Origin of the sequence: Enterococcus sp. DIV2379 (assembly GCF_050542965.1) — a bacterium.
Lineage (GTDB): Bacteria > Bacillota > Bacilli > Lactobacillales > Enterococcaceae > Enterococcus_D > Enterococcus_D entomosocium.
Genome location: NZ_CP172938.1, coordinates 3412039 through 3432322 on the forward strand (window position 1 = coordinate 3412039; position 20284 = coordinate 3432322).

Consider the following 20284-nt stretch of genomic DNA (forward strand, 5'->3'; position numbering starts at 1 on the left):
TTTCCAATAGTAATAAAATAAGGATCCTACCCATACTGGCAGGATCCTTATTTTATTTATCCTCGACAGCTTATTTGTTTCTTAGGGAATTGCATTGACCGTCCAAATGATCGTTGTATTGTATTCTTTAGAATTGGGCATCGTACTTCCTGGAACAGTCAGTTTTATGCTTTCAGACATCGTTTTTGAATCGCCGAAACGATAGATCCAGGTGCCAGTATCTTCCTCAACTATTGTTTTAAAAAGTAAACTCGTTTCTTCAGGAACGAGTTCAACTTGGGTTGGATAATCGGTTGGGACCTTTTGATCGTGAATACTGATTAATTCTGCATTTTTAAAGCTCAAAGAGGCCCCTAATAAAAGATCGCCCTCGCTTGTCTGGAATTGGGACTCTTGTCGAACAGATAGTGTCCAAGAAGTGATCGTTCGATCAAAATTACTTACCTGAACAAAATTTGGTCGCTCCTCATTCGATCCATTGATTTTTAGCGCACCTGCATAATATTCTTGTTCATGAATCGTTATTTTTTGTGTGCCGAATAGAATGGTTGGGACGAAATCAATACGAAACCTTTGTGTTTCTTTTGGAAGCTCTGGCATTAACTCTGGGGTTATTTCTACCTCTGGATTGATTGGATCCAAGATGGATGTCTCATTCAAGCGATAGAAAAGATTCACTTCCGTTGTTTCTCCTGTAAATCTTCCTTGAAGTGGCCAATCCGAATAATCAAAATGCCAACCTAACACAGACGGAGGAATGATCGAATAATCTTCTAAATAACCCCCTCGGATCGTTTGTTTTTCAGTCAGAAAATTGCCTTTTTGATCGATGGGGTTGATTGTAATCGTTTGCCATTTTTCTAAGACATAGGTTCCCGGCTGTGATCCATCATAAAAGGCAGACAATAAGGAGCTTCGAGGCGCCACTACTCTTTCCTCCACCTGATTCCCCAACTGATCTTTTGTATGCACCCAGTTTCCTGTATATTCATTTGAAGGCACTTCACTAGGAAAACGCGGACTGCTGGATCCCATATGTAAAAAAGTCGTATTTTCTCCCAAGTGTATAGTTCTTAAGTTTCTCGCTTCAAAGATAAACCAAGAGTTCGTAGTCACACTAGCAAGATTCGTCGTATTCCAACTTGAAAGATCCAATTCCACTAATTCAGTCATATTATGAAAAGTCCTGTTCACAGTACGTACATTCCTTGTATCCCAACCGTTCAAATTTAGGACGGATAAAGACGTACAATTTGCGAACAGGAAATCCATCGTAGTTACCTGGCTCGTGTCAAAAGACAATGCATCTACGTACGTCAGACTCGTTAAATTGGAAAAGAGATTTGCAGCATTGCTTTGTAAAATCACCTTGTCTTCAACAATGATTTTTTGTACAGCAGGGTATATTTTCCATGGAGCTGTCGCAACCGTTCCAGCATTGCCGCCCTGCAATGTTAAGGTAGCCATTTCTTCATCCCATTCCCAAGAAACGTCCCCCCAGATTCCTGTATCCTGAGAAACAAATTCTTCTTCCACGGAATCATCTTTTTGTATTTCATTCTCCAATTCCGATTTCTTCTCTTCTTGGGATAGAGTATTCTCCGATTCTTGGCTCTCATCAATAACAGGATCTGCCAGCACTTGAGAATCATCGGATAGCGAAGACTCACTCAACCTTTTTTCAGGTGCTTCTCCATCCAATATAGTACCTTGAGCTTCAACAATTGGTATGCAAAGAAGAAACGCAAAAACAATGATTCCACCGAGGACGATCAAACAAACTTTCTTCATCATTATCTCCACCCTTTAGCAAAAAAGGATCACTACACATTGTGTAAGGATCCTTTTTCATATTCTTCACCCAAATAGATCAAGCCCCATTTTGGTTTTTGATGTAAATTCCCACCAGTAATTTCTCGATAAAAGGAATCTTTATCTTGACGAGTCATTCGGATAATCTCTTCCTCTGTCATCCCAAAGTCGCTGATAATATCTTTTTGGGTAATTTCTGCTAATTCCATCAAGATTTGTATTTGGGCATCAATGCTCAATAATTTCCCCCACTGCAAGAAAGGATTTTGTTGGTGATTGTGATATACGGTCTCAAATTGTGTACAAAGTTCCTCATAATAAGCACATATTTTGGGGTAACTATTTAGGAACCCTGATCCTTCTAGCAATTGCTTGGAATAAGCCAAATACTCTTCAGGGTTATGAATAGATTCTGCTAACATGCTCTCACCTCTTTTCTTCGTTTATTCATTACTTGGTAAAACACGCATTGGATCAATCAACTGGCCTTGAGCCAAGCTCGGAGACAAACTCACTTCAAAATGCAAATGGGGACCGGTGCTGTTTCCAGTACTCCCCATCGACGCAATGATTTCTCCTTGAGCCACTGTTTGACCAACAGTGACCAGGTTTTGATTATTATGCGCATAAAGTGTGGTTAGTCCATTTTCATGTTCGATCGCCACATAATTCCCCCAGGAATTATGGTATTCAGAACGAATCACAGTTCCTGCAAGACTTGCGAGAATTGGTGTCCCTAGGGGTGCCGCAAAATCAACGCCGCGGTGAAACCCGTCTCCTCGTGGACCAAAAGTAGAAGAAACAACGGGATTCATGACCGGGTGGATCATTTCGTCAGTGCCTTCTGGCAATGCTGCTTTTTCTTTGTCATAGCTAGTCAATGCGTAGGCTTCAATTAGGGCATTCAACTTTTCGCCATATTGCGTGTCCGTCGCATACCGTCCCGTTAAAAATTCTGTTACATCTTCATAGGTTTCTGTTTCTGACTTCCAGGTGCCTTTGTAAAAGTCACTATTATACGTGAAGCCTTCTTTCAACAACTTTGCATAATCATTGAAGCTGGCTTCGTAATCTTCGTATTGTCGGAACGTTGCATCGATCGTATACAGATTCCCTGATCCATCATCTTCTTGCGTTTTGAAGGTAACACCCTTTCCTTCATATGTTCCTTTGATCCCAAAGAGGTTATGGTACGGGACTTGGCTTAGCTCACTTTGGCCGCTGGCGGATTCAAGAATCGCTTGGGCGATCATAACCGATCCGTAAAGGTCTTCCTCTAAACCGATTTTCCGTGCCTCTTCACCAATTTCTTTAATGAACTCCCACGTTTCTTTCACAGGAGTGATTTCAATAGCCGCCGATTGATTGACTTCAGCTGGCGTGCTCTTTGTTAGCTCTGGTAAGGCCGGACGGTGATTTTCAATAGGTGCTGGCTGCACGGTCTCCGGTGTTGATTCCTGGTTCGTTGATTGATTCGATTGAGGAGTTGGTGCTGGTTTCACTTCTTCTTTTGGCGGCTCCACCGGTGTAGGTTCTTCTGGTTTCGGCGCTGGTGTAGAATCCTCTGGCGCTTCTTCAGGAACTTCTGGTAGAACAGGTTCCTCTTCAATCGGTGGATTCACCTCTTCTAAAGGCAGGTCTTCAGGTCCTTCTTCAGGTTGTGTTTCCTGATCATCAGGTGCCATTTGCGCTTGTTCTTCCGACTCTTCACTATTGGTCACTACAGCCGCTGAAGCAGGCAATGTGGTCAAAAATTGACTACAAACCAGTACGAGGGCAAACCATTTTTTTGATTGTTTCAAAAAAATCCTCCTTACATATTAATTACTAAAAAGGAAAGTAATGCTAGAAACACGAGATAGTTGGTCATTCAATCTAGCACTACTTTTCTTTTAAACTGAAACATTTGTTAGACTTACTTATTTTCTGGAACACTACTCAATTCCCAAATTAATTTTGTCTGGTAAACACTAGCTGTTGGTGTGGATGAATGGGGGACGTCTAGTGCTACACTTTTATCCGAACTCTCTTTATCCCCAAATCGATAAATCCAAGTACCGGTTCCTGTCTCTTCATCCGCTGTAAGTAAAATTTGCTTCTGTTCTGGTATCAAAATTACTTCTTCAGGCGTTCGAATTGAAGGATCAGAACCTCCTTGAGCTGTTGCTAGTTGCTGATTCATAAATCGAAGCTGAGCACCTGCTAATACATCCCCATCATCATTTGTAAACTGAGTATTTTGGATAACAGATATCTCCCAGCCAACTCTATTTGCATCCGAACGTCGATCACTAATTTGAACATAGTTAGGACGTTTTTCACCTGCAATAACCTCGCCCTCTTCATTCAAGAGACGTTGAGGTTGTGCGTAATAAGTTTTATCCATAGCAGAAATTGACTGATTACCAAAATTAAACTGGGAAACAAAATCAATACTCAAAAGCCCCTGATCTTCTGGGATTTCAGGTTTATTCTCAGGGGAAACTTCAAATTCTGGTTCAAGTGGATCAATCGGTGGAACTGGAATTGTTGGAGTATATTCTCCAACAATTGTCGAAGCAGTATCTGTTTTACCATCTAGAAATGCATAAGCGATAACTTCATTGCCACTCGTAAACCTAACTCCATCTGGTAAATCATATTGATATGTTCCATTTTCGTCTGCCATCACATGAAATGCTTTATCATCCGAAGTATTAGGAGAATCTGACGTTCCTTCAGGAATTGCTGGGTCCCCAGAAAAACGTACTAAACTCTTCGGTGTTGCCGTTCCCGTAATTCGATACGAGTTTATTTGACTCGGGTCTCCGGTGAGCGGATTGATGGTAACTTCGACATCTGGTATTCTTTCAAATAAAACTCGCTGTACATTACGAGTGGTAAAGTTTGCAGAAAAAGTCTCAACTATCTCTTGTTTAATGGAAGAAACATTCATAATTCTTGGTGTAAATGTTGTAAAACGAAGATTTAAATTAAAAATAGGGGTCCACGAAAAAGTAGGCTGCTCTTCAAAATTACCTCTATTCCACTGCTTGACTGATTGAACATCAACATCTAGCAAGCCTGTACTGCCTTCTATTCGTACTAATCCATTGTCCATCGAAGTTCCGGATATTGCACTAGTGCGTTCTAGATTGACTCTTTTTGCATCAGAAAACGTAAATCTGGAACCCGCTGAGGCAAAATAGATAAGATTCTGATTAATGGAAGTACTATCGCTTTTTATATCTAGAACAGCATCTTTCCCAACTGAAAACTGAGCGTTTCCCGCTACATGAATGATATTCGAAGGAGAAGAAGCCATATTTGTTGCTTGAATATTCAATTCTCCACTATTTTCAACAATAAGGCTTGTGCCTGCAGCCATCCAGATAACATTATAAATTGAACCATTAGCGTTGGCTTTTGTTCCACGAGAATCAATAGATAAGGAAGCATTCTCACTTATTTTTAACATTGCATTAGAGGTTCTCAAAGAAATTGCAGATCGTGAAGATTGAGGTATTAGTGTAGCGCTAGCTCCTTCTGCAATTTCAACACTTCCCCTACGAACTAAAAGTGGAATTCCCTCAGCTTCTCCTCCACTACCATTTGATGTTGCTAGAAGGGTAGTGTTTTTCACCATTTTAAACTGATTGTTTGTTGTCTGTACCTCTCCTAAATCCAAATTTCCTGCACTGATTGTCTCTAATTCTACTTCAGAATCCTCTAAAATCGTTAAGTTTGAAGCATAGATATTTGTCTGATCTGTTGCGTTGATTCGCCAGGTTCGAAAAGAAGAAGTATATTCTCTCATCTGTTTGCTGCTAGTCTTTCCAGAAATTCTTACACTACTTCTTGGTGAATGGATTAATTGATTTCCACAATTTGTGATGTTGTGATAGGTAATAGCACTTGCATTCTGATTAGTCGCCACTAAATCATTAAATGTTAACGGTCCATACCAATTACCATGATAGATTGTTAAATCTTTGAGCGTGATATTCCATGGGTTTGCTGTCGTTGCCGTTAAATCATAAAAACATAATGTTATTGATCGGAAGTCTATCTCGTGTCCATTTCCTTCGACAACAAGTGTACGCGAAATATTTCTAACATTCATATAAACAAATCGCTCAGTTGCAGTGACATTTGTAGTTGCTCCACCGGTAATACTCGTCAAATTTTGTCGTGGGTTATCTGGGGTCTCAAAATCTGATGTAATATTGATTGTTGTAATTGAAACATCTGCTATTGCTTGAATAAATTCTACCCAATTACTCACGTTTTGAATGCCAACTTCTGCATCTTCATCAAACTCATAATTATTTTCTTCCAGGTCCTGAGATCGTTTCATTTGATCTGAATCATCTAAATTACTTTCAGTTTTTCCTCTATTACGCTCACTAGTTGATTCTTCTAAAAAATCTATTGTGCCATCAATATTATTTTCAGTCCTAATTGTGAACACTCCAACGGTCTCAGAAGTTACAGGGATCCTGAACTCCGTACTTTCTTCTGCCGTAAATGACCATTCCTCTTCGGTCATTTGCGTAACTTCAAGTCCTTCTGACAGTTCTTCTCTCTGAATGGTGATCTCTTGCGGGATCGTGACTTGTACTTGCTTCGTTGGGCGATCCACCAGAATCACAACTTCCGTTGTCTCTCCAATCGTCCCAACCATTTGTTCCTTTTCAAGAGAGAATGTCGGTTGCTCTCCTACAGTGGGTTCTTGGTGAGTGTCAGAGGACTCACTCGTTGGTGCCTCTAACAAATTGTCATAAGGCAAAGTCACGTCTTGTGTTTCTGTGTTTTGTGTTTCATTGACCGTCTCCGCAAGCACCATATTGACCGAGGGCAACGTTGTTGTTAGCCCCAATAAAACAATACTGCTTAGCACCCAACTTTTTTGTAGCTTTCCTTTCAAAGTATCACTCCTTTTTGCCTAGACTCGCTTTATTCTTTTTGTTTTGCAGGATCAGGTAAGCAATCACTGCTAATAGGCAGACAACAAATATTGCACCACTAATAAGCAGCCAATTCGGGCTAGAATCAATCGTTACGTCTTCTCGGTTTAGTGAACGAGCTTCATCAGCTTTGATCGTGAATTCTTCCGTCCAGCTCCACTCCTCTTCACCAGAACGAGCAGTCAAATGCAACACATAGTCACCACTTCTAAAACGATCACCATTTAATGAAATTGGAAAATTGAAATGAGAATTCGGAGCCATTTGCATTTGCTCTTTGCTGGCTTCATAAAGCACTTCATCCTCACCTTTACGTTTTACACTTGCTTCTACTTCCAAACGATTCACGAAGGTCGAAGTAAAGTTCTGTAACGTCGCACTGATCACATTTCGATAGTTCAGCTGGTCAGGAAAGACATCCAATAAGGCAAGATCTGGTTGAACCGTATCCCGAGAATTGCTTACAATAACCCCGACAACATAAGAGAACTCATTCTTGATCGCAAGTCCTTCTTCTTCACTTGTCTCTTCCTCAGCTTCTTCTTTCACTTCTGACAAGCGTAAGCCGCCAGCTAAAAATCCTTCAAAGGATTCTTCAGGCATCTTTAATGTCAAACTGACTGTTCTAGTTTCATTGCTCGCTAATTCGATCGTTTCCGGCACTTCAATCAGTTCATCTAGTGAATGAACAAGAGAAGGATCTACTTCTTCGGCATCTTTGCCATATTCCACGACGCCATTGACATTTGTATAGGCGGTATGGGGCGTGATCGCTACTTTGACTGGCTCATCGATCGCATTTTGTAAGGTTAACGTTAATGTTTCAGTCGCACCTGGCGCTATATTTAAATCAAAATAGCTGCCCGATCCTTCAACTTGGCTCTCCGGAAATTCAGGAGTGACATAAAAATTTAAGGTACCCTCTTCTGCGAATCCATTCATTGGAAAAGATAAGAGTAAGCTTATAAGTACTAGGAAGAACGCTGCAACACGATTGTTCTTGCTCAAAATTGATTTTTTCACTTGTTGATCCTTTCTAAAAACAGCCCAATAAGTAGAATTGGGCTGTAATCCATTGATTGTTTTCTATGTTTAGATTGCTTCACCAGCATTCGCGCCTGGTGTTGTGGTCAACTCCCAGTTCAATGTTGATGTATAAGTGGTCGCATCTTTGGCTGTTGATCCTGGAACAGATAAACGGATCATGTCATTCTCAACAACTTCAATTTCTTCATCTGCAAATTGTGCATTTAAATCTTCTTGATCGCCCCAAACAACAGAAGACGCACCGGCACCTTGGCCTGTTTCAGCTGTCATTACAGATACCCCAGCATTATTCGGGCTTAATACTAAGCCAGCAGCGTGGTTACCTGGTGCATTGTCTTGATTAATTCCTTCGTATTGGATACGTGAATCCACGAATTCGATTTCTGCTCCAGTCAAAACGTTGTTTTGTGTGTTTGAAGTAAATTCAGACATACTTACTTGTAGATCCCATCCAGCGTTGTTCCCACGGACATCTTGTACTTGGGCGAAGCTGACGTAAGGAACCAATTCCCCGGTTTCTCTTAGTGGTTGCATTTCTGCCACCATGTTATACGTTTGGTCTTGGTTAGAGATTACTTGTGAACCAAAGTCCATGTGAGCAACTTTCACGATTGACAACGGTCCTGTTGTTCCCGGTACCTCGGGTTGGATTTCAACATCTGGTCCTTCTTCTGGTGGCAGAACTTCTAACTCTTCGTTATCACTTGGTGTAAATTCGATTTGACCAGTACTACCTACCTGACGAGTTTCCTGAGCAAATGCACTCGCTACGCCTCCTGCTAAGATAGTTGTTGTTAATGCTGCGACTGTTGCTAAACGGATCAATTTCATGTAATAATTCCTACTTTCTGTTTGTTTTTGGTTTTAAATTGTCCCTCAGTGTTGCTTTCTTTCTGTTTTCTTCGTTTCCATAAGAGGATCACAAAGAACAATATGCCGATTCCTATCCAATAAAGGTAAGTTTCACCAATCATGTTGGTTTTCGGCAAAGACCCATCAGGCCTGTTTACGCCGCCACTCGGTGGTTTTTCACTGCCATCGGGCGGCGTGGGTTCTGGCTTTCCAATTGGTTCATAAATGCCAGTAAACTGGACAGAACCTTCTGTTTCTATCTCTTGGACTTCTTTTCCTTGTGCATCTATGGGGGATAGAATACATAAGAATAAAGCTACCAATGGTAACAAGAACCCGAGTTTTATACGCTTCCTCATTTCCCTCCTCCTGAATGTTTGTCTCAAATTTCGTCGTTTTCTAGATAAGAGTATTTTATTTCACCAGCATTTTGATAAAACCTAATTTAATAGACTTTATAGGACATTCAATAATTTTTGGGTGTCTTTTTTGTATATTCTCAAAAACGACGGTTTTTAAGAAAACGATTATTGTCTCTCGACAAATCAAACTATAACAAGTTCAGGAAAAAGTGTTAAATCAAGATATGTCGTGATCCCTACATATTTTGAAATTCTCTTTCACTTTACGAAAAAAAAGACACTCAAATAAGTAATTTGAGCGTCTTGGATCAATAGGTGTGTTTAGGTGTATCTACTGAAATTTTAAGTCATATAGTTGTTTCTGATAGTATGACATTCTTTTCATATCATCGGACTCGTGCTGTTTGCTGCATTGCATCATGTTTAGAAATTAGTCATTTTCTGAACACTCTTTTTAACAATTCCATCATACACATTCTATTTTTATATCTAATTTGCTCAATTTATCTGGTCGCCAAAAACGGTTTGTATATTTCAATCGGCAGATAGACCAACAGGGTATACTCTGATGTCCTTTAAATGGAGATACTTTCTGACCTAATTAATTGAGCTGCTGAAAGAGCTATGAAATGAGGAATCAAAAAAGGATCAAAAACTTAAAAGTTTCTGACCCCTTCCATTATGAATTAAATCAATTTCAAAATTCGCTGGTAATATCTCTTGCTACGGCTGATAGTAGAATTCAAAATTATTTTAGATATTTCTAAAGTCTTGAAAATTCTCTAGTTTTCTATCTTTTAACATGTATAGCTCATCGCAAATATTTGCTACGGAAGCATCATGTGTCACCATTACAAAGCTCGTATTATTCCATTCAATTCTTTGAAAAATATCTAATACCATTAATTCTGTCTCTGAGTCTAGTGAACCAGTTGGTTCATCTGCCAAAATAAGTTTTGGATCAGTAATCAGTGCTCGAGCAATTCCTACTCTTTGTTTTTCACCACCAGATAAATAGCTAGGGTTCTCAGATAGTAAGTGTGAAATATCTAAGCGCTTTGACATAACATGAACTTTTTTCTCTACATTTTTTTTTTCCACACCTAAATATTTTAGTGGTAAAGCAATATTTTCAAAAACATTCTTACTTTCAATCATCGGATTATCTTGAAATATAAAACCAATATTCCTCAAACGATTGAAGCTTCGCTCATTCGCGCTCATATTGCTTAAATTCTTTCCATCAAAAATGATAGCTCCTGTTTCTACTTTGATCAATCCTGCAATTAGTTTTAACAATGTTGTTTTGCCACTGCCGCTTTTTCCCATGATTGCGACTTTTTGGCCTTCATTTAAAGTTAAGTTAAGATTTTCAAAAAGTTCTTTTTTATTCCTACCATCTTTTATTTGAAGTGCAACGTTTTGAATACTAATCATTTGTAATTCTCCATTTCTTAAGAATTATGGTTACTGAGAGATAAAATAGTAAAAATAGTAATAACGCCAGGCATAGTAATGATATCAGAAAACTACTGGTAACTACCCCTAAGTAATTGGTTATAATCACACTTATAATTACAACACTTGATAAAAGTAATATTTTTTCTCCAAGGAAGTACTGGCGAATTTCTTTTTTTGTAGCACCTAAAAACAAATGTAAATGGTAAACCTTTTTATCACGAAACATTTCTAAGTAAGAAAATACTATCGTTACCGCTATTAATACAACAATTGAAAAATAAGCAACTAGTTTTAGTAACCTATTGTTTTTGGTGATTGTATATAGAATAGAAGATAGATGAAATCCTGATTCTCCTATCAAATCAATTGTACCAACTTGGTAAGGCTGAGAAAGTTCATTTACGAATTTATACAATTGTTCTTGCGATAAAGAATCAGGTACCTGATAGTATCCATTAATTCCGTTTAAAAAATGTTTTTGAAAAAATGAAAAATCTTCTTTATTTAGTTGTTGGGGAGCCTTTTCGATGAAAGGAAGAATAATACGATCATCTAATACATAATCATCATACTCATTAAAAACAATTCTTTCCCCTTTTTCAACAAAACCGATTACTTTAGCTTCGAAATTCTTAAATAAATAAGAAATTTGAATTTTGTCTCCAACAGAAAAGTATTCTGAATAATTGTCTCCTAATATCACCGAAATTTTATTGTCATTGTATTGATAATCTTCTTGTGAGAACAAATTTCCTTGTGATAACCTAAGTTTAAAACGTTGAAGCACCTTATTGTTTATTTGCAGTGATTTATATGGAATTTCATCACTACTCATATTATCAATAACATTAACAATATGTTCATAGCTATCAATAAACTGAGTATCCAAATTGTTTTCCTCCAAATAGTTTATACCTTGGCTTCCAATCACTTGGTATTCTCCTATTTTACTTTCCAATAATTCGTTATACAGGGACGAGAGGTAATTTACACTCTGAAGATTTTTTAAAAAGTTCTCTTCGTCTTCTCCAATTAGAGTGTCCACTAACTTGAACGTTTTAGTATCTCCTGTGGAGATCCTTTTCTCTTCATTACTATTTTCTTGAGACATAACATTTGAAACTGAAAGCGTTAGAAATGAAAACAACAAAAACAAACTGTAGAAAAATAACAAATATTTTTTTCGTTTAACAGATTCAAAAATCTCGGACAGATAATTATTAAATTTCATCAAGCTTCCTCCAATTTCTCAAGAAAAGAAGAATAAATAGGGTTGCTGCACTACATATGATAAGAAACTGAGAAGATATATAATTAGTTGTAAATGAATGTATCGAATCATAAATATATTTTTTAAACGGAAAATATAGAATAGTTAAAACTAGAACACTCTCAACCAACCATACAGCTAATAACTGTTTTATCTCTTCTATAAGAACCGTATTTCTAGATATCCCTATAATTTTTTTCAAATAATTTGTAGATTGAGATAAACTAAGATAGAAAAATATACAAATTCCTACCCCTAACAAGCAGAGTATTTGAAAAGAATAGCGCAACAAATTATTATTGCTTTCTGTATTTTTCGCATTATATATTTTGGTATCATCGGAATACGTAATGGCGGATATATCATTGATCAAATGTTTTTTTACTTTTTCCATCGCTGATTCATTTGAGTTAATTTGATAAACCCCTTGAGTTTGAGTTCCCTCCAATGAATCAATGTTAATTAAAGCCGTTTTGTTTAAATTTTTTGAATATGCTCCGTCTAATACGCCAATGATTTCGTAATTTTTCCCTTCAATATTTACATTGTTTTTATTTTTAGAAGCCAATTCTTTTCCAACAATCGCTCTATTCTTCCCATCATAGAAATCTTCTTTAACAAAGTTTCTCCCCTCAGAAAGTGGCAGATACCAGTCGTAGTTAGTATAAATTGCTTTATAGTAAAAATTGCTTTCTAAATTTTTCACAACAAGCATTTTCTTTTGATCACCTAGCAAATTTCCCCATGTTTCGGAAGCTAGATTATTATTAACAATAAGACGTACTGACTCTTTAGACGTAAAATTATTGGAAACAAAATCTAAATTACTTTGATAATAAAAATAAAAAAAGGAAAAAGCATTTATGAGTGTTGCAATCAGAAAAATTAGATTTGTTACGAAAAAAAGTGTTCTTTTCAAAAAATCCCCTCTTTTCTCTTTCCTAATGTTAGCATAATCTTTGACGCTTATTGAATTAATCGGCCTAAATAAATATACCCAACTTCAAGAGTTGGGTATCCTAATTCGAACATTAGATTTTTTCAGCAATCAGCTTCCCCAGTAAGTATACGTTACTAGATCTCGAACCCCTGTTGCTTCAGCATATGAATAAGCTTGCCCGTATTTTCTTCCTGAATCTACACGTACATCTTTAAGTATAGGGGCTTTTAGCTGCACACGAGAATAGTGGTAAACATTACGCCAGTAAGTTTCAGCCCATCCAGTTTTTTGTCGGGTAGTAACATTCTTGTTACCACTCTTATGATAGAAATCTTTTGCTCTTGCTGAAACTAAAGAGTTTGCATTTGTTGGTTTGTTTCCAAACTCCCCTTCTCCTTCTATCCAGCCACCAGAAAACTCAGACGTAGCTTCTGACGCTACAGCGGAATTGGGTTGATACGTAAAAATACCTAATGATACAACACCAACTAAAAATAATTCTTTGATACTTTTTTTAGCAACACTAATCATTTCCATTATTTCCTCCTTGCACATTATATTTTATTCATTATTTCATAATAAAACAATATCATACGATAAGATTAAAAATCAATAATAGAATCTAAATAAATTCATTCAATAAATTTATAATTCATATTATTTATGAAACGATTCGGTTTAATAATATCATTATATATAAATTCAGCTAAATCCTATAGTTTCTTTCAATGCTTAACTTTATGATATGTCTAACCGCTGAAAATATTGTATCTTGAGCAAAAAATGTTTCCAGGGTTTCTATTTTTTTATCTGCCGTATTTGTAAACAAGACAAACAATTTTCTAAAAAAGAAAAATCCCTTCCGTTTGCAGCAGAAGGAATAAAAGTGTTACAAATTTGGTTCCTAAAAAGGAAATATGTAATCATTGCTTTCCTTATTTTTGAATATGGGGGGTGTTCGGTGTAACGATTACCTCTCCTTGGGATATCGAGACAGTAATGTTCTCAAACTCTCTAAATGCTTTATTCTTCCTCACTTGTTTCAACTTATAGTTTTTTGGAATGTTAAATTCTGTAGATATAAGTATAGCACAAGAAACAGATACTAAAAAACTCAACATGCTCATATTCTTTCTTCAAACTACTAGCAAAATTCCTGCATTTTTTTCAAGTCATACTTTCCCCAAACTAACGTCTCAGGACTAAAGAAGTGAGCACTTTCCATATCGTTGAGCTCACCTTTTTCACCAAAGAATCCAGTCCTTTTGAGTTCGTCTATAGCGCCCGCTCCTCGCGCAGTATAATTAATATTATAGAATAACATGGCCATTTGATTTTCGTTCATGTTTGCTCGTAGAAAACCGATATAATTTTTCTTGATTTCTCTATCATTCACATTCTCATTTAAATACTTTATTATTCTGTGAAATATTCTGAAATAGGATCCGACTTGTTTGTGATATGACGCTTGAGCTTTTTCAACTACATCTTTTTTTCTTTCTTCTTCAAGTTCAACATTTTGTTTTACTTCAGTGTATCCCTCGAGAAGATGGTATATTTGCATAACTGAATTTTTATCTTCCGGCTCTATTAGTTTGTTCCTATGTATGACAAAATTTAAATTATTTAGTAGTTTATCAACTCCAATTAGTTCACTTGAACTTGAGTTTAATTCAAAGAATTCCTCATTTTCAATATCTTCTTTTAGATTTCGAATATTTTTTATTCGAATTGACTCAAAATATACATCTTTGAAATCCAGACTACCATAATTTTTAGGTGTCGTAACCGCCCAATCCAATTCTGACATAGTTTCTAATGATTCACGCTCAACTTCTTTTAAGATGGGCATCTTGGTATCTACATATGTTTCTGAAGCTTTCAATGCTTTATCCAGTAGAAATAGTAAATCTGATTTATTCTTATAAAAGTAGCATAGTCCTTGTTCCCTATAAGCAACCTTAGAATTTTCTTTTATTTTTTCCAACATGTCTTCAAATAGATCTCGATTAGGATTTTTCTCTAAAATCAGAGAATTTTGTTGAGAAATAAAGAGATTCAACAGATTAAAGAAGGTATTATCTACTTGTTCCGATTTTCGAGCCTTTTTCTCTTCTTCTAGCTCTTTATCCCTAGAAGTACTTTCCTTTTTAAAACGCTTTTTCTCATAGGATAGTTGAGGTTGAATAGCCATTAAAGCGCCAACAACCCCGATAATAGCACCAAGATATCCTCCCCAAAAACCTAGCCACCCATCATCCCATCCTTTATGCATTGTATCCCCATTTATCAACCATTGAACGAATAAAGGGATAAGAATTAAACCAACGACTGCTATACCTACTATCCATATTTCCTTTTTATATTGTTCATAAAAACCTTTTTTATCCGCTTCCGTACCATCTCTCCTTTCAATTTTATTTCGACCAAGCCACTTATAAATCTAACCTTTTTACTGCTGTATCTTTGTCTTCTTGCGTAATTCCAATATACCGTAACGTTTCACGCTGCGAGGAATGGTTAAGCAGAGATTGAATGATTTCTGTTTTGGTTCCTTGCTTGTAGAGAAAGTAGCCAAATGTTTTTCGCATCGAATGTGCTCCAATATCTTTTAATCCGATTGTGGTACCAGCATCATGTATGATTCGCCAAAGGCTTTGGCGATTGAGCGGTTCGTTTGTTCCTTTGCGACTTGGGAACAAGTAGTGATCAAATTCCTGCTGAAGGAGCTGCTCTGAGAATTCCTGCTGCACATATTCTAAAATCGTTTTTCGCAATTTATTGGAAATGTACACCGAATTGTGTTTCGCCGTTTTTTGTTCCTTCATTGATAGTCGATCTTTGACCACTACACGGCCACGAGTAATTTCTAACACATCGGCCAGTTTTAATTGACGCAAATCAGAAATTCGATACGCCGTATTGATCCCGATTGAAAAAAGAACTAAATTTTGTTGGCCATATTTTCCGGAAGCCAAAATTGCTTTCATGGCATCGATTTTTTTGTCTTGAATAGGTTCAACTGTCTTCATTTTCTCTCTTCCTTCTAATAAGACTTAACATCATTATAATATGCAATATGTCTTATTTAAAACGAGTGAAAGAAAAAGGCTCAAAAAGAAATGTGCATTTCTCATAGAGCCACAATGGATAGCGCCTGTTTCACCAATGAGACACAACCTGCTTGTGTCTCTTTCGAACCGGATCTAGTATATAAATTGTATTAGAAAAAGCATCTAATATAAATTATATACTGAAGAAATAAAAAAAGTACTTTGCTTTACTTCAAGTGAAAAAATCTTTAAGTTTGTTTAGTTCAAAAATACCATAAAATATTTAAACTTCCTATACCTGGTTAAGTCAATATCTGTAAATAAAATATATTTTTTTATAATAATAACTATTCAATATCTTCATGAGTTTATTTTATTTATTATTTTATTTGGTATATAATTAATTGTAATTGTAAAAATACTAGGAGGAATAAGAATGAACAGATTTTTTAATAAGATAAGCAATGATAGGGTTGAATCATTTAATAATTTAAAAAAGACCGATTTATTATATGTATATTGCCTAAGTATTCTATATATTCTCTTTGGCATTATATCTATTTTAATAGAAAAGTCTTTTTTTTTCCCCTTTTTAATACTAAATATTATTTCTTTAATTTTAACTATTCTTAATTTTATTAAAAATAAAAAAACGGTATATACAATATTATTATTAAATTATTTAGATATGAGCGTAGGAGACTTTTCAATGAAAAGTGAAAAGTTTATTAGTAAGCTTTATAAGATTAACAGCAATAAATGTAGAGTGAATATTTTTAGAGGAATATCCATATTATTTAGTGCTGTTATTGCAATCATGCAAATCGTTGTATTACTAAGAACATTTGAATACACGTTTACAGGACGTGAATTCATTGTTAACTATATACTTAAAATTACAAGCGGCGATCTTCTGAAAATTAAATTTTTCTTTATAACAGCTATTTCTACAATTTTAATCATTAACTTAACGTCATATTTAATTAGAGATTTGAAAAATATTATAATATCGGAAAAAGATTATTTCAAACTCAAAAATATAAAGTCTGCTTAATTTATATAATGAGATAAGGTGTCCAGAAATGAGTCCTTTTTCTGAACATTCTTTTTAATAATTTAATCATCCAGATTCTATTACTCAAAATCTAAATTTGAACAATATATTTGACCCCTAAAATAGGTTGAAAACGACAGTCAAAGAAGATTACAGTAAGGTCTACTTTGATGCCTTCTGAATGAATTGCTTTCTCAACTGATTAATTGAGCTGCTGAAAGAGCTATAAAATGAGAAATCAAAAAGTGATCACAAACTTTTAAGTTTTTGTCTCTCTTGTACCTCACCTTGACCATAAAATGCATTGATAAAATATTATTATCATCTATACTTGTTCAATATTAACCAACAACAATCCAATGATAAAAAACTTTCAACTAATTTTAAAGATAATCATATAATATATTATGTGATAGTTTATAATGAAGTAAATATGTTATTAAGGAGTAATTTTATGGGATTAAAAGAAACAAAAGTCTATAGTATCAATGATTTTTTACAATGGGATAGAAACCAGGAGCTATTCATATCTCCTAAATATCAAAGAAAAGCGGTATGGAATGATCAAGCAAAATCATATCTAATTGATACGATTATAAGAGGGTTACCAATACCGCAAGTATTTGTTCGACAAAAAATTGATACCCAGCTAAGTATGACAACTAGAGAGGTTATTGATGGCCAACAAAGGCTTAGAGCAATTATAGGTTTTTATAAAAATGAATTTCCTATTATGAAAAAGCACAATAAAAAATTTGGCGGCAAGTACTATTATAATTTAGAAGAAGATGAAAAGCTTGAATTCCTGGATTATCAAATACCAGTAGAATTAATAAAATCTCCTGATGATAATGTAATATATGATATGTTTATGAGGGTCAATACAAATAGCATTGTTTTAAATAAACAAGAACTGAGAAATGCAAAATACTGGGGAGATTTGAAAGTTCTTGCATATAATTTATCAAGTAAATGGAGACCTACACTCAAAGAACACTATATTGTTAAAGAAAAAGATATTATTAGAATGTATGATGTAGAGTTTTTATCAAGATTGTTAAGAGTAGTAATCGAAGGTGTTAAAACTGATACACCTAATGCATTAGATAAGTTTTATGAAAATTATGAAACTTTAGAAAATACCGAAGAAATAGAAAATAAATTCAATTATGCACTAGAACAAATAGATATACTATTTTCAAATAGTACTTATTACACACAAACTTTTAATAAACCGAATTATATATTTACACTATTTTCTTTTCTTATAGAAGATGAATATAAGATATTAAGTTTTGAAAGATCATATAATGATGGCTATTATGATCATGATCATTTAAATTTGAAACTAGGTGAATTAGAATCTTTAATTATTAGCAATCCAAAGGATCCATTTGTTAGCGAATTCGTGGAATTGCATAGTGTAAGAACAACTTCAGAATCAGGAAGAACCAGAAGAATTAATATGCTTGCCAATTATATTTATCATGGAAGGCTTGACGACGAAGATGAGTAAAAAAAGAACTGAGATAATTAATGAAATAAACAAATGGCAGACTAAAGTAGCAGCAGACACAGGTTTTTTAGAAATAGCATTTTTTAAAATATTTGTGAAATTTGAAAATTTTATCACTGATGTTATATTTGATTATGCTACTAAAGCTGCTGTAAATGAGTCTAAAGTTAAACTGAGAATAGAATTTTCTGATAGAGATCATTTTAAAAAGGTTACCGGACTTAAATATCTAGATACGGGAGCCAAGACAAAAGAATTGGTAGATCAAATATTTACAAACAGCAATAACATTTCTGTTTTTTTTAGTAGTGAAGATTCTCAATTTTTTGAAGAAATGAAATTACTAAGAAACTATATTGCACATGAAAGTGAAGAATCTAAACGTAAGTATTTAAATAAAACTTTAAATACTTATTCAGGTTTTATGGAACCTAATGATTTTTTAAAATCAAAAAAAAGAGGAGAATCGGATAGCATATACACCAAATTTGTTTACATGGTTTTAAAATATTCAGAGCTGATAGATTATGATTAGGCAGTTAAATTTTTAAAGTAGCCAAATATAAATACGCTATTATTATTGTTTAAAAGAGATCTCATATTGATTCTGAGATCTCTTAATAATTTGTAAAGTATTTTATTTGTCTTTTCTCTTAAAATCTATTAGAGCAACATAGCATTAAGGAATGTTTTTTCTACTTGCTAACCTGATTAGTAGGAATATAAGTCTTATTTTGAGAGGTAATAAAGATGATAATAAAATTTAGACTAATTGAACAGTCATATTCAGGCAAATATCAAGAGGCAATTTTTGACGTAGAGAGTAATCGGAATTCAGCTGATTGGACTTATGTTGAATTCATAAAACATTTTTTATGTATTCTCTAAAATAGAAAACCTAATTTAAAAACTTTTGCAAGACATTCGATAAGATTGGATGTCTTTTTTTACGGTCTCCCTAAAAACGAAGAGGTTTTTAAGACTTATAAGTGAACAAGATAACAAAACCTAAGAGGTCCTTCTTGCTTCTCTTAGAGTACAAGAATTCCCGTAAAATAAAAATTCAAAATTTGCATGCCGAAGCGAAAATTTAGAATAACGACCGAAAAATAAAAGAAGGTGACTTGTTTTATCAACTTTCACGGCCACTGAGAGTAAATTGCATACTAAAACTAACAATTGGGACAGTGGCGTATTCTTTGTTACATTCGAAGTAAATATCCTACTGATCTAATTAAATGGGAAAATAAAAAGGATCAAAAACTTTTAAGTTTCTGACCACATCCAAGATTTGTCCTAATACTCATAAATCTAAATTTCAATTGAACAATGATTTAGTTACGAGTCTATGAACACAAAAATAGAGTGATACATATAAATTATAGTATCTAAAAAGAGTGTCCAGAAACTAGCATTTTCTGGACACTCTTTTTAATCAAAATATTTCATTTTCTTTTCTTTAACAAAATCATTACTACTGCCGTCAGAAGAACAATTCACATCCTCTTCATTTTTTAACGCATGTATGGAATCAAGGATTGCCTTTGCTTCGTTCTCCTTAAAAATACCTAACTCTTCTTTTCTTTGCGTAAATTGCAAATTCTCAACCGTCGCAGCGTTGCTTAAAAAGCCCATCAGTTCCTTAGAAAAATGGTTGAAAACGATCACTGTCCAAGCCTTTTCTCTTCTATCTTCAAGAGAAATTAGTTTACCACCTACATCATTCTTCATTTGGTTTAACCAGGATAAAGTGATCTCTTCCATCGACCTTCCGATACTCCCGTTGACACGCTTTACATAAATATTGACCATTAAGATAAAAAAAGTCGCCTTTCCTGACACGAACTTGTTTTGCTAACTCACCGCAATCACATTTGATCCAGCTAGGCGGCCAGTATAAGCGTCGATTGTAGGGCGTTATTGGTACTTTCCATTGCCCACCGTAACATTGTCTTTCTTCAGCCATCTTTA

Annotated in this window: 18 protein-coding genes; 3 read left to right on the forward strand and 15 right to left on the reverse strand. The window is 35.0% G+C overall.

What is annotated here, in order from left to right; genetic code table 11:
- Positions 1-81: 81 nt before the first annotated feature.
- The 13 genes from IGI92_RS15705 to IGI92_RS15765 form a co-directional block, all read right to left on the reverse strand.
- A complete protein-coding gene (locus tag IGI92_RS15705) occupies positions 82-1791 on the reverse strand; it encodes a WxL domain-containing protein (protein WP_430607390.1) in 1710 nt (569 codons plus the stop codon).
- 32 nt (positions 1792-1823) lie between these two features.
- On the reverse strand, positions 1824-2234 hold the full coding sequence (locus IGI92_RS15710; RefSeq protein WP_016621968.1) for a DUF7006 family protein: 411 nt from the start codon (positions 2232-2234) through the stop codon (positions 1824-1826).
- A 21-nt stretch (positions 2235-2255) separates the two neighbouring features.
- On the reverse strand, positions 2256-3614 hold the full coding sequence (locus IGI92_RS15715) for a peptidoglycan DD-metalloendopeptidase family protein (protein WP_430607393.1): 1359 nt from the start codon (positions 3612-3614) through the stop codon (positions 2256-2258).
- A 113-nt stretch (positions 3615-3727) separates the two neighbouring features.
- Complete coding sequence (locus tag IGI92_RS15720) at positions 3728-6718, reverse strand: WxL domain-containing protein (RefSeq protein WP_430607395.1); 2991 nt, start codon at positions 6716-6718, stop codon at positions 3728-3730.
- Positions 6719-6722: 4 nt separating this feature from the next.
- Entirely contained in the window at positions 6723-7781 is a 1059-nt protein-coding gene (locus IGI92_RS15725; RefSeq protein WP_430607397.1) for a DUF916 and DUF3324 domain-containing protein, read from the reverse strand.
- A gap of 69 nt (positions 7782-7850) precedes the next feature.
- Entirely contained in the window at positions 7851-8636 is a 786-nt protein-coding gene (locus IGI92_RS15730; protein ID WP_430607400.1) for a WxL domain-containing protein, read from the reverse strand.
- Positions 8633-9016, reverse strand: coding sequence for an LPXTG cell wall anchor domain-containing protein (locus IGI92_RS15735; protein WP_430607401.1), 384 nt, complete (start codon positions 9014-9016; stop codon positions 8633-8635). Before IGI92_RS15735 ends, IGI92_RS15730 begins: the two co-directional genes overlap by 4 nt.
- Positions 9017-9772: 756 nt before the next feature.
- Positions 9773-10456 (reverse strand): ABC transporter ATP-binding protein, encoded by a 684-nt coding sequence (locus IGI92_RS15740; RefSeq protein ID WP_081119388.1) that lies wholly within the window; start codon positions 10454-10456, stop codon positions 9773-9775.
- Positions 10449-11711 carry a hypothetical protein gene (locus IGI92_RS15745; protein WP_430607403.1) on the reverse strand — a complete coding sequence of 421 codons (1263 nt, stop codon included), beginning with the start codon at positions 11709-11711 and terminating at the stop codon, positions 10449-10451. Before IGI92_RS15745 ends, IGI92_RS15740 begins: the two co-directional genes overlap by 8 nt.
- A complete protein-coding gene (locus IGI92_RS15750; protein WP_429968874.1) occupies positions 11701-12669 on the reverse strand; it encodes an ABC transporter permease in 969 nt (322 codons plus the stop codon). The genes IGI92_RS15745 and IGI92_RS15750 overlap by 11 nt, the downstream gene beginning before the upstream one ends.
- Positions 12670-12798: 129 nt before the next feature.
- Positions 12799-13227 (reverse strand): hypothetical protein, encoded by a 429-nt coding sequence (locus IGI92_RS15755; RefSeq protein WP_430607405.1) that lies wholly within the window; start codon positions 13225-13227, stop codon positions 12799-12801.
- Between the two features lie 607 nt (positions 13228-13834).
- The gene (locus IGI92_RS15760; protein ID WP_430607407.1) at positions 13835-14965 is read right to left on the reverse strand and encodes a putative phage abortive infection protein; all 1131 of its coding nucleotides are present in this window, start codon (positions 14963-14965) and stop codon (positions 13835-13837) included.
- A 160-nt stretch (positions 14966-15125) separates the two neighbouring features.
- Complete coding sequence (locus tag IGI92_RS15765; RefSeq protein ID WP_430607409.1) at positions 15126-15722, reverse strand: tyrosine-type recombinase/integrase; 597 nt, start codon at positions 15720-15722, stop codon at positions 15126-15128.
- Positions 15723-16179: 457 nt separating this feature from the next.
- On the opposite strand from IGI92_RS15765, the gene IGI92_RS15770 reads away from it, so the two are divergent.
- The 3 genes from IGI92_RS15770 (at position 16180) to IGI92_RS15780 (ending at position 18848) form a co-directional block, all read left to right on the forward strand.
- A complete protein-coding gene (locus IGI92_RS15770; RefSeq protein ID WP_430607411.1) occupies positions 16180-16797 on the forward strand; it encodes a hypothetical protein in 618 nt (205 codons plus the stop codon).
- Positions 16798-17251: 454 nt separating this feature from the next.
- Complete coding sequence (locus IGI92_RS15775; protein ID WP_430607412.1) at positions 17252-18313, forward strand: DUF262 domain-containing protein; 1062 nt, start codon at positions 17252-17254, stop codon at positions 18311-18313.
- Positions 18306-18848: a hypothetical protein gene (locus IGI92_RS15780; RefSeq protein WP_430607413.1), complete on the forward strand. Its 543-nt coding sequence runs from the start codon at positions 18306-18308 to the stop codon at positions 18846-18848. Before IGI92_RS15775 ends, IGI92_RS15780 begins: the two co-directional genes overlap by 8 nt.
- Before the next feature lie 896 nt (positions 18849-19744).
- Here the strand turns inward: IGI92_RS15780 and IGI92_RS15785 are convergent.
- Positions 19745-20077: a hypothetical protein gene (locus IGI92_RS15785; RefSeq protein WP_226818121.1), complete on the reverse strand. Its 333-nt coding sequence runs from the start codon at positions 20075-20077 to the stop codon at positions 19745-19747.
- Positions 20034-20279 carry a hypothetical protein gene (locus IGI92_RS15790; RefSeq protein ID WP_096742288.1) on the reverse strand — a complete coding sequence of 82 codons (246 nt, stop codon included), beginning with the start codon at positions 20277-20279 and terminating at the stop codon, positions 20034-20036. The genes IGI92_RS15785 and IGI92_RS15790 overlap by 44 nt, the downstream gene beginning before the upstream one ends.
- Positions 20280-20284: the final 5 nt, after the last annotated feature.